The sequence below is a fragment of the Nonomuraea sp. NPDC049309 genome (assembly GCF_043196965.1).
In the GTDB taxonomy this organism is placed as follows: domain Bacteria; phylum Actinomycetota; class Actinomycetes; order Streptosporangiales; family Streptosporangiaceae; genus Nonomuraea; species Nonomuraea fastidiosa.
The window spans coordinates 105334-120435 of record NZ_JBICSH010000003.1; the positions used below are offsets into that span (position 1 = coordinate 105334).

At 73.7% G+C, this 15102-nt stretch carries 11 protein-coding genes; 3 read left to right on the forward strand and 8 right to left on the reverse strand.

The features are described 5' to 3' along the window. Window positions 1-70 precede the first annotated feature (70 nt). The 8 genes from ACGFIM_RS21350 to ACGFIM_RS21385 form a co-directional block, all read right to left on the reverse strand. Window positions 71-769, reverse strand: coding sequence for a class I SAM-dependent methyltransferase (locus ACGFIM_RS21350; protein WP_393202761.1), 699 nt, complete (start codon window positions 767-769; stop codon window positions 71-73). Window positions 770-773: 4 nt separating this feature from the next. Beyond that, window positions 774-1910, reverse strand: a complete 1137-nt coding sequence (locus ACGFIM_RS21355; RefSeq protein ID WP_393202763.1) for a glycosyltransferase — start codon at window positions 1908-1910, stop codon at window positions 774-776. A gap of 241 nt (window positions 1911-2151) precedes the next feature. Next, a complete protein-coding gene (locus ACGFIM_RS21360) occupies window positions 2152-4269 on the reverse strand; it encodes a hypothetical protein (protein ID WP_393202765.1) in 2118 nt (705 codons plus the stop codon). After that, window positions 4266-5531 carry an acyl-CoA reductase gene (locus ACGFIM_RS21365; RefSeq protein WP_393202767.1) on the reverse strand — a complete coding sequence of 422 codons (1266 nt, stop codon included), beginning with the start codon at window positions 5529-5531 and terminating at the stop codon, window positions 4266-4268. Before ACGFIM_RS21365 ends, ACGFIM_RS21360 begins: the two co-directional genes overlap by 4 nt. After that, window positions 5531-6595 carry an acyl-protein synthetase gene (locus tag ACGFIM_RS21370; RefSeq protein ID WP_393202769.1) on the reverse strand — a complete coding sequence of 355 codons (1065 nt, stop codon included), beginning with the start codon at window positions 6593-6595 and terminating at the stop codon, window positions 5531-5533. Before ACGFIM_RS21370 ends, ACGFIM_RS21365 begins: the two co-directional genes overlap by 1 nt. Continuing rightward, a complete protein-coding gene (locus tag ACGFIM_RS21375; RefSeq protein WP_393202771.1) occupies window positions 6592-7977 on the reverse strand; it encodes an AMP-binding protein in 1386 nt (461 codons plus the stop codon). The genes ACGFIM_RS21370 and ACGFIM_RS21375 overlap by 4 nt, the downstream gene beginning before the upstream one ends. 221 nt (window positions 7978-8198) lie before the next feature. Continuing rightward, on the reverse strand, window positions 8199-9089 hold the full coding sequence (locus tag ACGFIM_RS21380) for an SDR family NAD(P)-dependent oxidoreductase (RefSeq protein ID WP_393202773.1): 891 nt from the start codon (window positions 9087-9089) through the stop codon (window positions 8199-8201). A 970-nt stretch (window positions 9090-10059) separates the two neighbouring features. After that, window positions 10060-10308, reverse strand: a complete 249-nt coding sequence (locus tag ACGFIM_RS21385) for an acyl carrier protein (protein ID WP_364068490.1) — start codon at window positions 10306-10308, stop codon at window positions 10060-10062. Window positions 10309-10472: 164 nt separating this feature from the next. Here ACGFIM_RS21385 and ACGFIM_RS21390 point away from each other — a divergent pair, with 164 nt between their 5' ends. Genes ACGFIM_RS21390 through ACGFIM_RS21400 form a run of 3 tightly spaced genes read left to right on the forward strand, consistent with a single transcriptional unit; the run spans window position 10473 to window position 15093 of the window. Then, window positions 10473-11570, forward strand: a complete 1098-nt coding sequence (locus ACGFIM_RS21390) for a hypothetical protein (RefSeq protein ID WP_393202775.1) — start codon at window positions 10473-10475, stop codon at window positions 11568-11570. Continuing rightward, window positions 11567-13186, forward strand: coding sequence for a hypothetical protein (locus tag ACGFIM_RS21395; protein ID WP_393202777.1), 1620 nt, complete (start codon window positions 11567-11569; stop codon window positions 13184-13186). The genes ACGFIM_RS21390 and ACGFIM_RS21395 overlap by 4 nt, the downstream gene beginning before the upstream one ends. Window positions 13187-13206: 20 nt before the next feature. Then, entirely contained in the window at window positions 13207-15093 is a 1887-nt protein-coding gene (locus tag ACGFIM_RS21400) for a glycosyltransferase (protein WP_393202779.1), read from the forward strand. The last annotated feature ends 9 nt before the right edge of the window (window positions 15094-15102 follow it).

Genomic DNA, 15102 nt, shown 5'->3' on the forward strand with positions numbered 1-15102 from the left:
GATGAACAAAGACGCGGCCGCGCACCTACCGACGCGCGGGACCCGAGGCTTTCGCGCGGGACGGCGGGGGTCAGCGGCGGAGGCGGGCGCGCAGGAACAGGGTGACGCCCTTCAGCGACCGCACCGGCAGCCACCGCTCGGCCTTGACGACCGCCGAGAGCCCGGCGTTCACGAGGAACGGCAGCCTGCGCAGGTCGCTGCCCTCCGAGCGGCGCCGGTGCACGGCGACGAGGGGCCGCAGCAGCACGTTCCAGCTCCACACCCGCTCGACGGTCAGCCCCGCTTTCTCGACGACGACGGTGAGCGTGTCGCGGTCGTAGCGGCGTACGTGGCCGACGGCCTCGTCGTGCGCCGACCACAGCGCCATGTCGCAGGGCACCGCGATGAGCGCGTGCCCGCCGGGCGCGAGCACCCGCGCGATCTCGGCGGCGACCAGGTCGTCCTCGCGGATGTGTTCCAGCACGTCGAACGCGGTCACCAGGTCCATGCTGCCCGTCAGGAACGGCAGCGCCCGCGCGTCGGCGCGCACCGCGTCGAGCCCGCGTTCCCTGGCCGACTCCACCGCCTCGGGGGAGGTGTCGGCCGCCGTCGCGGCCCAGCCGGCCTCGGCGAGCACCCGCGTGTTGCCGCCGCCCGCCGCGCCGATGTCGAGCGCCCGCCCCGGCCGGCCGAGCCGGCGGAGCTGCGCGCGCAGGATGGCCCGCCGTTCGCGGTACCACCAGTGCGTGTCCTCCACCGCGACCAGCCGGCGGATCTCCGAGCGTTCCATCGGGTCAACTCCTCGGTCGTGACGGGACGCAGCGGTCGAGCGCGGCGAAGCGGAGCAGGGTGAGCAGGCAGTACGTGGTGACGATCGCGCTCACCTCGGCCGCGAGGCCCGCCCACGGCGGCACGCTCAGCACCGCGAGCGTGGTCAGCACGTACGTGGCGGCCACGAGCACGGGACCGCGCAGCCGCATCGCGGCCCGCAGGCCGCGGCTGCAGCGCCGGTTGACCGCCAGCGTGCACAGCCCGGTGAGCACGAGCGCGCCGAGGTTGGCGGGCACCGGCGGCCAGAGGCCGCGCAGCGGCAGGTAGAGCAGCGCGTACAGGACGGCGGAGACGGTGCCGACGGCGGCGAACGAGGTGATGGCCGCGCTGGTCACCACGCGCGGGGCACCCGGCATCGGGTGGACGGGAGCCGGGCCGGACCTGCGCACGTCGACGTCGGCGCGGCCGCGCGCCATCGACCAGGCGAGCCTGGCCAGCCCCTTGAGGTCGTCGAGCGCCGTCTGGACGACCTGGACGCGGGAGTCGGCGTCCTCGATCCAGTCCACCGGCACCTCGTGCACCCGCAGCCCGTTGTGCTCGGCGAGCAGCAGCAGCTCGGTGTCGAAGAACCACGAGTCGTCCTTGATCCGGCTGAGCAGCGGCCTGACCACGTCGGCCCTGACCGCCTTGAACCCGCACTGGGCGTCGCTGAAGCGGGCGCCGAAGCCGTACCTGAGCAGGGCGTTGTAGCCGCGCGAGACGATCTCCCTGCGCAGCGAGCGCCGGGTCCGCGCGCCGTGCGCGAGCCGGGTGCCGATCGCGATGTCGGAGTGCCCGCTCGCCACCGCCGCGAGCAGCGGGAACAGCGCGTCGAGGTCGGTGGACAGATCCACGTCCATGTACGCCACGATGTCGGCGGGGCTGGAGCGCCAGGCCGCCCGCAGCGCCGCGCCCCGCCCCCTGACCTCCAGGCGCCTTGCGTGCACCTCGGCGAACTCGCCGGCCAGCGCCGCCGCGATCCGCCACGTGCCGTCGGTGCTGCCGTTGTCCACGATCGTGATGCGCCACGGCAGCGGGAAGCCGTCGAGGTAGTGGATCAGCGTGCGCACGCAGCCGGGCAGGGCGCGCTCCTCGTTGAGCACGGGGATGACGATGTCCACGCTCGCCGGGCGGCCGGCTCGCTGGTACGCCGGGCGCCGCGCGGGACGTGACGCCTGGCGAGGCACCGGGGTGTGGAGGCGGGGGCTCGATTCCAGGGCGGCACGGGTCTCCATAGATCCCCCTGATCTTGCTTGTTGCCGTGAATCCACGACGATGGTGCTGGCGGGCTCGGGCGCGCCGGATGCGGTTTCTCCGCGGCATTCCGCGGCGCGGTGCAAGCCTTTACCTTCGCCGCCGGGCTCAGCGCAGCTGGTAGACCGAGGTGGTCGCGTTGCGGAAGCGCAGCCTGGCGTGCCGGTCGAGCTCGGGCCTGATGCCGGTGAACAGCCAGCGCACGCCGTAGGTCTCGGCGAGCCGCCGCACGTTCTCCGCCGTGGGGGTCGAGAACGCGGCGTCGTTGGCGGCCAGCCGCCCCTGGTCGGCGTACGGCACCGCGAGGTAGGACGGGTGGCCGGCCGCCCTGGACAGCGTGCTCTCGGCGTACGCCCAGCCTTCGACCAGCACCCGCCGCTCGGTGAACGCCGAGACGTGGAAGTGCCTGCTGTCGCACACCTGCCGGCGGGGGCGGAGGCAGTGCAGGTCGGTGGCCACGACGTCGCCGGGCGATGAGTGCGCGCGCAGCCAGCGCCCCGCTTCCAGCGCGCCCTTGGGGATCGAGCGGGGCCGCCGCTCCCCGGGGGTGACGTGCGCGGCCGTCACGCGTACGGAGGTGGGGAGGGCGTACCCGATGAGCAGCACCACCACCGCGAGCAGCGGCCCGCGCCGCCGCAGCAGCCACCAGGCGAGGACCGCCGCCGCCGCGAGCACCGCGTACGGCAGCACCGCCCGCGCAAGACGCCCGGCGCCGAACTCCACCACGGAGACCAGCAGCGCGCCCGCCGCACCCAGGCCGGCCATGCCGGCCGCCCGCGCCCACGGCACCGGCCGCGCGGCCAGGATCCCGCACACCGCCGCGATCGACAGGTAGGGCCGCGCGCCTTCCAGGAAGTAGAGCTGCGACTGCGCCGGATGCCCGAGCAGCATCGCCGCGCCGATCCCGGCCGCCCCGACGCCCAGCATGAGCAGCAGCGGCGGCTCCAGCGCCCGCCGCCCCAGCCCGGCCGCACCGCCCCACACGCAGGCCAGGCAGAACAGGTGCACCACCGCCGGCACCGCGAGGACCGCGACCGGTGTGCGGGGTCCCCCCAGCGCGCGCATGGTGGCGAACGGGTCGAGCACCGTGCCCTGGGCGGCGCCGCCGTACAGGACGGTGTGCGCGAACACCAGGAAACCCAGGACCAGACCCGCCGCGCCCAGCCACCGCCACGGCACCCGCCGCTCCACCGCCCACCGCACGGCCGCGACCAGCGCCAGCCCGGCCAGCAGCAGCGGCAGGTACGTCGCCTTCGCCCCGCCCAGCACCGGCAGCAGCACCACCAGCGCCGCCCACCGCATCCGGGGCGCGACGAGCAGGATCATCACGGCCGCGCACAGCAACGCGCCGAACGTCTGCGTCGGGCTGGCCCAGACCGTGAACATCGACCGCGAGCTGAACACCACCCCCGGCACCAGCTCCGGGCTGAACAGGAAGTACGTCACCCCGGCCGCCGCGAGCCCGGCGCCCCAGCTTCCGCCCAGCCTGCGGCCCAGCACCGCCACCAGCACGACCGTGGCCGCCGCCATGGGCAGCGTGCCCAGCCGGTAGACCAGCGTCAGCGGCTCGATGCCGGTGACCCAGCTCGTGGCCGCCAGCTCGGCGTAGACGAACCAGTGGTAGGGCAGCGGCTCGCCCAGCACCACCGGCAGCGCGGGCGGCATGTGGTGCCGCAGCTCACCGACCAGGGCCAGGTGGTAGGGCATGTCCACGTACGCGGCCCGCACCGGCACTCCGTACAGGTGCAGAGCGCTCCACACGATGAGGAACGCCACGATCCCCGCCAGCGGCCACGCGCACCACGGCGGCACCCGCTCAGTCAGCGCGGTGCCGCGCCAGTGCCGCCGCAGCCGGGGCACGCACGCGAACGCCGCCACCACCGCGACCGGCACGATGAGCACCAGCAAGGGCCGTCCGGCGGCGCGGGCCGGGAGGTAGGCGAGCACCTCGACCGCGTACCCCATGGCCAGGCCCGCCGCGAGATCCTCGGCCATCGACCGGCCGCCGCCCGCAAGCGCCCGCCACAGCAGCGTGCCCGGCAGCACCAGGCCGAGCCCCGCGTATGCGGCGAACACCGCCAGGTCCCGCCAGGACACCCCGCACCACAGGAACGCCACCGCGGCGAGCGCGCACACCGCCGCGGCCGGCGCCCACCCCGAGCCGAGCCCGCGCCCCCTCGACATCGACAGGCGGACCAGCGTGCTCGCGGGCGGAGCGAGCGTCATGCGACGACGGTCACCAGGCGCGTGAACTCGGCCGGCAGATCGACGCCGTCCCACACCCGGTGGAAGCTCAGCGCGCTGCCCACCGGCACCATGCGATCGACGCCCCGCCCGGCCAGGCCGCGCGCCAGCTCCTCAAGCTCTCCCTTGCCGAACCCGAAGTGGGTCATCGTCTGGTCCCGCCGCTCGACCAGCGCCACCAGCTCCGCCAGCGACTCCAGCCTGGCGTGCGCGAACGTGCCCGCGCCCAGCCAGCGCCGCGGCGCCGCCGCCGCGGCCGACAGGCGCACGCAGGCCAGCGCGTTGCCGTGGAACTCCACGCTGTCCGCCAGCCCGTCGGCCGCCAGCCCGTACGTGGAGACCCGTTTCTCCACCGCCATCGCCGCATCGACACCCCACCCGCGTACGGTCACCACCCGCGACACGTGCCCGGTGAAGTCGGCCCGCGCCGCCTCGCAGTCGTCCTCGTCCCCGACCCAGAACACCGTGCGCGGCGACGAGCAGGCCGCCTGGTCGAACCAGTAGGTGTCGTTGACGAACCCCTCCGCGATCGACACCCGCGCCGCCCGCGGCGCGCACAGCCAGGCCGCCGCCCGCATCACCGCGAACGACGAGCGGTCCGGGAAGGTCAGGTCGCGGGCGTGCGGGGCCAGCGGGTGGCGGCGGATCTCGCGTACGGCGGTGTCGCCGCCCCACACCACCCGCAGGTCGCACGCCGCCGACAGCGCGGCAGTCAGCTCGTCGCAGCGGTGGTAGCCGATGATGCGCTGGGTCGCCGCCACCACCGGGTCGGCGGCGGCCAGCGTCTCGTGCAGCGTCTCCAGGATGGCCTGCGCCACCGCGCCGGAACGGGGCGACAGGCGCACCACGTTGCGGTTGCCCATCAGCGCCGACAGCGCCCACGAGTAGACGAAGACCGTGTCCACGTTCGCCGGCGGCAGGTGGAAGATCAGGCCGCGCGGGACGCGTACGTGCCCGCCGTCCAGCTCCGCCACCGTGCGGGCCAGCTCGCTCGGGCGCAGGAAGAAGCCCAGCGAGCCCAGCTCGGGGTGGCGGCGGGCGAGCGCCGGCCGCAGCAGCCGCCTGCCGAACGCCGCCAGGAACTCCTTGATCCGCTCGTCGCCCACCTGGAGCGGGTCGCCTGCGAGCTGCTTCAGCAGCTCCTCGACCGGAACGGCCGCGCCCGCGGGGAACAGCACGTCAACGGTCTGGGGGATGTGGTCGCGCCCGGGGCGGGCGTCACGGGGGGAGAGGTCGTCGGACATCAGCCCCGCCCCATGGTGTCGCTGCAGCCGCGCGCCTCGGCCCGCGGCAGCCGGCCCAGCACCTCGAACCGCTTGCCGGGCCAGCATCCGTCATCGACGCCGCGTACCACACCGAGATCCTCGGTCAGCAGCACGTGCCCCGGATACGACGTGGGCAACGTGCTGACCACCTCGACCAGCCCGGGGACGCCGGTGGGCGCCTCCTGCCAGGTCTCGGGGTCGCGGATCACGACGTCGGCGAAATCCGGGCAGTAGAGCCCGTCACCCTCGGGTCCTTCCAAGAACACCGTCCCGATCTGCTCGACCATGCCGTAGAAGTTGTGCACCCTGCGCAGCCCGCACGCGGCCGCCAGCCGCCGCCGGAACTCGGCGTTGTCGACCGACTGCTCGGCCAGCCGCTTCCAGCCGCCCGAGTGGACGAGCACCCCCTGCGACAGGTCCTCGCCCAGGCCGAGCAGATGCAGCCAGACCATGAACGTGAACCCGAAGATCAGGAACGGCTCGCCGCCGTGCCGCGCGAGGAAGTCCTTGACCGCCCGCGCGTCCACCTCGCCCCGCTCGTCGAGCACGAAGGTGTGGTCGCGGCCGAAGTTCATCATCCCGAGCACGCCCGCGCCCCTGGCGCTCAGCGTCGGGTCGCGCACCACCGCACGCTGATCGACCACCAGCATCGGCAGCCGCCGCCCGCCCAGCACCTGCCGCATCGTGGCGGCCAGCATGCGGGTCTGCGCCGCCGCGGCCGCCCGGTCGAGGTAGACGCGGCTCGGCGCCTGCCCGGTCGTGCCGCTCGACGTCAGCACCCTGAACACCTCTTCGGCGGGCACGCTGCGCAGCTCGTGCGTCTTGAACAGGCGTACCGGCAGCCACGGCAGATCGGCCAGCCGCTCGTACGGCGGGTGCGCGCCGATCGCGTCGAGGATCCGGCGGTACGGCGGGCAGGCGCGGCGGTGCCGCTCGGTCAGCGCGGCCAGCTCCGGCAGCAGCACGGCCTCCCGCCGGGCCGCGCCCAGCGTGAACACCGACCGCTCCGGCGCCAGGACCGCGCCCGGCAGCGGATGTGTCATGTCATCGACTCCAGCGCTCGGTAGTCGACCTTGCCCGTCGCGAGCAGCGGCAGGCGGTCGATGTGGCGGACGTCGAACCCGCTCCAGTGCAGCCGCAGCTGTGCCGCCAGCCGCCTGGCCAGCTGCGCCCGCGCGGGCTTGTCGAGGCTCTCGGTCCAGATCGTCACCCGGTCGTCGCCGCTGGTGGCGGCCACCGGGCCGGAGCCGCGCAGCAGGCGTTCGACGTCGTCGAGGTTGACGCGGGTGCCGAAGACCTTGGCGATGCGCTTGATCCGGCCCGTGACGTACAGGAAGCCCTCGTCGTCGAGCCTGCCGAGGTCGCCCGTGCGCAGCACGCCGCCCAGGTCGTCGCCCCTCGCCAGGTCGGCGGCCGTCTCGGCGTAGCCCATCATCACGTTGGGCCCGTGGTAGACGACCTCGCCGCCGTCGATCTCCAGTCGCCCGCCCGGCACCGCCACGCCCACCGAGCCCGGCTTGTCGTCGAGACGGTCGGGCGGCAGCACCGCGATGCGGGCCGTGGCCTCGGTCTGGCCGTACATCACGTAGAAGCGCTCCGCCTGCGCGGCGAACTCCTTCACCAGCTCCGGCGCGAGCCGCCCGCCCGCCTGGGTGAGCGTGGTGAGCGCCGGGTACTCGGTGTGGTCGAAGCGCATCCGGCGCAGCATCGTGTACTGGTACGGCACGGCGGCCAGGGACGTGCATGCGTAGGTGCGCAGGTCGCTCCAGAACGAGCGCTCCAGCAGGCCCGCCTCGGTCAGCACCACCGTGCCGCCCGCCACCAGGTGGCTGTTGAGCACCGACAGGCCGTAGCTGTAGTGCAGCGGCAGGCTGGTGGGCGCGACCTCGCCGGGGCCGAGCGACAGGGCCGTGGCGATCGCGCGCGCGTTGGCGAGCACCGCCTGGCGGGAGATGCGCACCAGCTTCGGGTTGCCCGTCGAGCCCGAGGTGGCCAGCAGCAGGCCGAGGTCGGGATGCGGGTCAGGCGCGGTGCGCCGGCGCGGCGGCTCGGCCCCCGCCTGCGTGAACCCGATCAGCGCGCACGGCTCGAACCGCTCGGCCAGCTCCGCCAGCGTCGCGGCCGGCAGGTCGGGGTCGAGCAGCGCGATCGGCCGCCTCGCGTGCCAGGCTCCGAGATAGCAGAAGACGGACGCCAGCGTGTTGCGCATGCCGCAGAACACCGGCCCCGGCGGCAGTTTGCCGAGGTGCGCCGCCGCCCGCCTGATCGAGCGCGCCAGATCGTCCCCGGACACCCCGTCGCGATCACCGGCCGCGACCAGCCGCGCTTCGGGATGCGGGAACACCACGTCCTCGGGCGGCGCCAGGGACGCGTCGGGCTTCCCCGCGCGTCCCGCATGTGAGATCGCGGCGCTATCGGTCGTCACCCGCCCCGAGACCGCATCGGACTCGTCCGCGGCCCGCGGACGCCAGGCGGCGGTCCCGGCGGTGTCCCGGCCGGGTTCGCGGGCGGCGTGCGTCGGCGAAGGGGGCGCGGGATCGGCTTCGGACCGCACCGGTGACCTCCCGGGCTCGTTGGCGACCTGCGGATGTGGAGCGGCGTCGGGGCGTGCCTTCGCACCGCCGGCGGCGTGCGGGCGCGGGGCCGTCATGGGACCAGCCCGCCGTCCACGCCGAGCACCTGGCCGGTGATGAACCCGGCCTCGGGCGACAGCAGGAACGCCACCGCGTGCGCGACGTCGCCGGGCTCGCCGAGGCGGCCGAGCGGGGTCGCCGCGATCGTGGCGGCGCGCTCGTCGTCGCCGAGCGTGGCGAGCATGTCGGTACGGATGTAGCCGGGCGCGACGGCGTTGACCCTGATGCCGTGCGGGCCCAGCTCCTTGGCCGCCGCCATGGTGAGGCCGAGCACCGCCGCCTTCGTGGCGGAGTAGACGGTCTGCCCGGCGCCGCCCGCCCTGCCCATGACCGACGACACCAGCACCACGGCCGGATCGCCGCCCCTGCGCAGCAGCCTGAGCGCCGCCTGCAGGGTGTGGGTGGCGCCCACGGCGTTGACGTCGAACAGCCGGCCGATCGTGTCGCGGCCGGTCAGCCCGAGCAGGCCCGCCGCGTGCACGCCCGCGTTGACCACGAGCGCGTCGAGGCGGCCGTGCCGCTGGTAGATGCGCCGCATCATCGTGTTGACCTGTGCGGGGTCGGCCACGTCGCCGTGCACGGAGTCGGCGGCGCCGCCGGTCTGCGCGGCCACCTCGGCCGCCGCCTTCGCCGCCCGCTCCTCGTCCCGGCCGTGCACGACCACCACGTATCCGGACGCGGCCAGCAGCACCGCCACCGCCCGCCCGATCCCCGTCGTCGATCCGGTGACCAGCGCCACCCGCGGCTCCATCGCCACCGCCTCCTCCTCCGGCTCGACGTTCGGCTCCCGCGCAGGGCCGGCCTCCGCGCCGCCCCGCCCGTCGACGGGGTGGGGAGTGCGCCGCTGCACAGCCCGCGAGCGCGCCGCGCCCTCCCCGCCGACGACGCCGTCCCGGCCGCTCACGTGTCCTCGCCCGGTCGCATGTTCTCGGCCGCTCACGTGTTCTCGGTCGCTCGTGTGTTCTCGCCCGGTCGCGCCGTCTCGGCTCACTCCCGGCCCCCGACGCGCGTCGCATGCTCGACTCAGTGCGGGTTCCAGATGCACGGCAGGCTCCCGGCTCGCTGAAGATGGCTGAGGGGCGGCGGCTTCTCGTCTCACCGCCGGATCGCGGCTGACGGCCGGATTGCGGCGCGCGGCAGGGTCGCGGCTTACGGTCGGATCGTGGCCCGCGGCCGGATCGCGGCTTACGGTCGGATCGTGGCCCGCGGCAGGGTCGCGGCCCACGGTAGGAGCGTGGCTCACCGCCGGATCACGGCTCGCGGCCGGAGCGTGGTGTGCGGCGGGTTCTCGCCCGCCTGCCGATGCGCGGTGCGTGGCGGCCGCCCGGTCTTCCTGCGGTGTGCGGTTCATTTCGGGTCTCTGGCCGGTGGCGAGCCGCCGGTGTGCGGGCCCTCGGAGGGCGCTGGGCTCTCGGCCGGTCGGCGGTTTGCGCGCTGTCGCCGGTGCGGGGCCTGCTGCGGATCGGCGGCCGGTGGCGGACGGGTGGGCCGCTGCGGACGCCCGGAGCGTGGCGGCTGCTCGGTGCACTGTGGAGTCCCGGGGCGCTGCGGGCTGTCGGTGCGCTGCCGGCTCTGCAGGAGCTGCGGGTGATGGGCCCACCGCCGTCGTGCGGCGCTTCGTGGGCTCCTCGCCGGCTTCGGAAGGCGCTGTGGGCTCTCGGCCGGTCGGTGGCGGCTCTCGGCGGATCGGTGAAACCCGGCTCCGCGTCTGCGTCCGGCGTGTCGCCGGCCGGCGGGTCGCCACCGGCTCGGGGAGCGATCGTCCCCTGCCGCGGAGGCTGCCCGCGTGCGAGGGGCGTGGGCGGAGGAGCGTACGCGAATCGGATCCCCGGACGGCACCGGGGGTGAGAAGGGCGGCTGGAACGACCCCGCGCTCAGACGGCGGCGGCGCCGATGCCATGCTTCTCCAGCAGCTCGGCCGCCTTGGCGAACGAGCTCATGTCGATCATCTCATCGGTGTCGATCATGATGGAGAACTCGTCCTCCATCGCCGCGATGAGCGCCATGTGCGCGAGGGAGTCCCACTCCGGGATGGCGCGGTATTCGAGGTCGTCGACGCCGGCGTCGGGCGGAAGATTGAGCGCCATGCGGAACACGGCCCGCAGGCGGTCGAGATGACTCATGATCACTCACTCTCTGTCTTCGAGCCATGACGAAGTGTAGCCGTATCGGGAACGCGTTGAAAAACCAAGCCCCCGACCTGAGTAATGGAAGCGTATAACGATGCGTGACCCGTGATGGGTGCTGGGAATGTCGGGAAGGACACGCCAGCCGTACAGGGGGAATGATGGACGAATCCAATCACTGGTACGGGCACTCCCGCATTCTCGGCAGATACTGCGGCATGCCGGATGAGGCGCCGAGGCGCATTCAGGGCTTCCTTCAGCATGGATGGAACTATCTTCATGGATTTCCGCCGAACGACCACTGGTGCAGCCCCGGATATCCGCGTTTCATCTGGTCGGACGTGCTGCGGCGCAGGGGGTGGTCGATGGGCCGGAGGGGTCACTATCTCATCGGCGCACCGTGGATCTACCTTCTTTACCTGGAGCCCGACCTCGGTGTGCGGGAGGATCGCGAGGGTACGATCTGGTATCCCTTTCATGGCTGGGAGAAATATTCCGTCAGCGGAGATCACGCTAGGCTCGCCGATGAAATCCGAGATGTCGAGATTGGCCCGGTAACGGTCTGCCTTTATTGGTTGGAATTCGCAAATCCGGACATTCGGCGGGCGTACGAATCGAGGGGGTTCCGGGTCATCTGTCACGGCGAGCGCGGCTCGCGCTGGGACGCGCAAGGCCGCGACTTCCTGCGCAAGCAGCTCGTGGAGCTGCGGCGCCATCGCAGGGTGGCCTCCAACCGGCTCGGCAGCGCGGTGTTCTACGGCGCGTCCGTCGGGTGCGAGGTCGCCGTCTACGGAGACCCGATGCAGTACGAGGACGAGCGGCCCGAGTACGGCGGCACCGCCCGCCGCATGCGGCTCTGGCCCGAGCTGCACGGCACGCAGGTCGATGCCGAGCTGGCGGCCGAGGTGGCGCGGCGCGAGCTGGGATTCGAGTATCAGGCGACACCGGAGGAGCTACGGCGAATGTTCGGATGGAAGCGGGTCCGCAGCGCACCGTCGGCGGCGGTGAGGAAACGCCGCTCCCGGCTCACCACCGCACTCACCCACCCCGGAGCGGGCCCGTCCGCCTGCGCAGAAGCGGCGGTCCGTCCTGGAGCGAGTGCGGCGGTCCTCGCCGGTCGGTCCGAGGCGCTGGTCCGCGCCGCCCTTCCGAAGGCGGCGGCCGGCCCCACGAGGGCTGAGACGGGCGAACGGGTTCCGGGGGTAACGGCCGGGGTCACGAGGGCTGAGGCGGGCGAACGGGGTGGAGTGCGGGGATGAGCGTGAACGAGGCGCCCGCGAACGTACGGCTGATCGGCGGCGAGATGCTGCTCTGGTCGGACATGTCCGGTATCGGGGGTGTCACCGAGTGGCGCGGCGCGGCACTGGAGCTGATCAGGCGGCTGGTGCCCCCGGACGGCAGGGTGCTGCTGGTCGGCCCGCACCCGCAGGCGGTGGTGGACGACGTGGTGGCCAGGGCGGGCGCGGCCGCGGTGCTGGTGCGCTCGTTCCCCGACGCCCGCGCCCTGGGGGAGCGGCATCCGGAGCTGGAGGTGTTCTGCGGCCGGCTCGAGGTGCTGGACGTCGCCGAGCCGTACGACCTGGTGCTGGCGCTCGACGGCCTGCTGCGCACGCACTCGGCGGAGGCGCCCGCGTCGGCGTGGAGCGAGTCGCTGGCCGCGCTGGCCGGGCTGACGAAGCCGGGCGGCCGGCTGGTCCTCGTGGTGCGCAACGACCTCGGCATCGACCGGTTCATCGAGGCCAGGCCCGCCGACCGCGAGTGCGGCGACGACCAGTGGGCGCCGCACGGCTTCGACCCCAGCTACCCGGGCGGCCCGGCGGCGCTCGACCGCGGGCTGGAGTCGGCGGGGCTGAGCCTGCAGCGCTGCTACGCGGCCTACCCCGACCGGCAGGCGCCGCGCTCGCTGCTGTCGCGCGAGGCGCTGGCGGGCGAGCTGCCCGAGGCGCTGACGTTCCCGCTGAGCGCCCGCGAGAGCGACCGCATGCTGGTGGCCGATCCGCTCAGCCTGACCAGGCTGGTGTTCAGGCACGGGCTGGGCGAGGAACTGGCGCCGCTGTGGCTGGCGATCGCCACGCGCCCGCCGCACGCCGAAGACGACCCGGTGCATCCGGTGGAGCTGCCGCTCGGCCTCATCGAGGAGGGCCGGTCCCTGTACGAGCTGACCGGACACGGCACCAGGCCCCTGCCGGACGGTGAGGAGCGCCCGATCCCCGCCGGTCGCGTGGTCGAGGAGATCCTGGTCGAGGCGTGCGCCCGCGAGGACGTCAAGACCGTGCGCGAGCTGCTGTCGGCGCTGGCCGAGTGGCTTGAGCGAAGCGGTGAGGTGTCGGCGGCGACCGACAGCCTGGTCTACGACGGCGAGCGTTTCGCCGCGGTCAACCCGCCGGCCGCCCCGGTCGCGCCGCAGGAGCCGCGGGTGGTGCTGTGCCGGATCCTGTGGCGGTTCGCGGTCCGGCTGCTCGCGGCCGGGCACCACCATCCGTGGCCGTGGCCGCTGGAGGCCGACCAGCTCACGCTGACGCTGTGCGGCATGGCCGAGCGGCCCTGCGACCACGGTGACCTCGACCTGGCCCGCAAGCTGGACGCCGAGCTGGGCCAGCCGGCCGAGCTGGGCGAGCACGCGCCGACGTACCGTGATCTGCTGGGCGCCCGCGACCGGCTCGCCGACCAGCTCACCGCCGCCCTCGCCAGGATCTCCCGCCTGGAGACCAAGCTGTCGTACCGCGAGCGCGAGCTGGTGCGCGCCAAGGCCAAGCTGCGCAGGACGCAGCGCAAGGCCACCGCCTACCGCAGGACGCTCGGATACCGCCTCTCCCGCCGACTGGCCCGCCCCCGCAAGGTCGCCCGCCGCGTCATGCGGCTGCTGTCCGGCTGACCACACGATGAGGAGCTCCTGTGCCGGTTCTTTCGGTGATCGTCCCGTTCCACAACGTCGAGAAGTACATCGGACCCTGCCTTGACTCCATCACCGCGCAGACGCTGGACGACCTGGAGGTGATCTGCGTGGACGACGGCAGCTCCGATGAGGGGGCCGCCGCCGTCGCCGCCAGGATGGCCGAAGACCCCCGCATCACGCTGCTCAGCCAGGGCAACCACGGGGTGGGTCACGCCCGCAACGTGGGAGTACGTCACGCGACGGGCACCTACCTGGCGTTCGTGGACGGCGACGACACCGTGCCGCGCGACGCGTTCAAGCGCATGGTGTCCTCGCTGGAGACGACCGGCTCCGACCTCGCCTGCGGCAACGTGATGCGGCTCTACCGCAACCTGCTCATGCCGTCGTGGGCGCACCGGCAGGCGTTCGCCAAACCGGCCAAGCGCACCCACATCACCCGGCGCCCGCTGCTGGTCCGCGACCGCATGCTGTGGAACAAGGTCTACCGCCGCTCCTTCTGGGACCGCCTGGGCCTGAGCTTCCCTGAGCGCATGTACGAGGACCAGCCGGTCGCCATGGCCGCCCACGTCGGGGCGGAGTCGGTGGACGTACTGGCCAAGGTCGTCTACCACTGGCGGCAGCGCGACGAGCAGAACGCCTCGATCACCCAGCGCCGCCTCGAACCGGACAACCTGCGCGACCGCCTGCTGTCGGTGACGCAGACGGCCGAGCTGCTGGCGCGCGGCGCTCCCGGGCTCAAGACCGACTTCGACCGCGACACGCTCGACATCGACATGACGGTGGCGGTGGAGGCGATGGCGGCCATGGGCGAGGACGCCGACCCCGGCCTGGTGGACCTGGCCGTCCGCTACCTCGACGGCGTCTCGCGCGAGGCGTGGCTGAGCATCCCGTTCGAGCACCGCCTGATGGTGCACCTGCTGCACCAGCGCAGGCTCGGCGAGCTGGCGCGGGTCTACGCCGAGGCCAGGCAGGGCCGGCTGCTGCCGAAGGTCGGCTCGTCGGGGCTGCTGCGCCGGCGCTGGTACGGCCGCCACCCCGCCATGCCGGGCCACCTGTCGGAGGTCTCGGAGGAGCTGGGCCTGCGGGCCAGGCTGGTCAGCCTCGACTGGCACGACGGCGTGCTGCACGGCGCGGGCCGGGTCGCGGTCGGCAGGTTCGACGTGGGCGACCTGCGCAGGGCGCGGGTGCGTACGTGGCTGCGCGAGCGCGGCACCGGCGACACCCTCGTGCTCTCCGACAACGACAGCTTCCCCATCTGGGAGGACGTCGAGCAGGAGGACGGCCTCCGGCTGCCTGAGCACGCCTTCCCGTTCAGGTTCGCCTTCGACCCGGAGGCGATGTCGCACCGGCAGCTCGCCCGGCACGGCCTGTGGGACCTGTACGTGCGGGTGAGAGGCGGCGGGCTGCGCCTTGAGTGCCGGGTGGCCGGGCCGCGCTGGCTGCCGCCGCTGATACCGGCGCCGCAACGCGCCTCAGGGGTGTGGCTGGTGCCGGTGCGCAGCGCGAAGGGCGCCTGGGGCGTCCGGGTGCGCACCGCGAAGGCGGTCATCGGCGACTGCCGGGTGGACGGCGGCGACCTGCTGCTGTCGGGGCGGCTGTCCGACCTGGGCGACGGCGAGCCGGTGCTGCGGCTGCGGCGCAAGAGCGACGGCGAGGAGATGTACTTCCCGGTCGAGCTGGACGGGCGGCACTTCAGCGCCCGCGTCCCGCTGGGCGGCATCGACGAGTGCGTGGGCTACGAGTCGTGGTGGGAGGTGCTGATCGACCAGGGCCGCCCGCTGCGCCCGATCGTACGCTCCCGCCGGCGCGCGACCACGACCGTGGACGATCGCCGCTTCCTCATCGACCGCGGCGAGGACGGCTGCCTGCTGCTCGCGGAACGATGACGCCGAGGG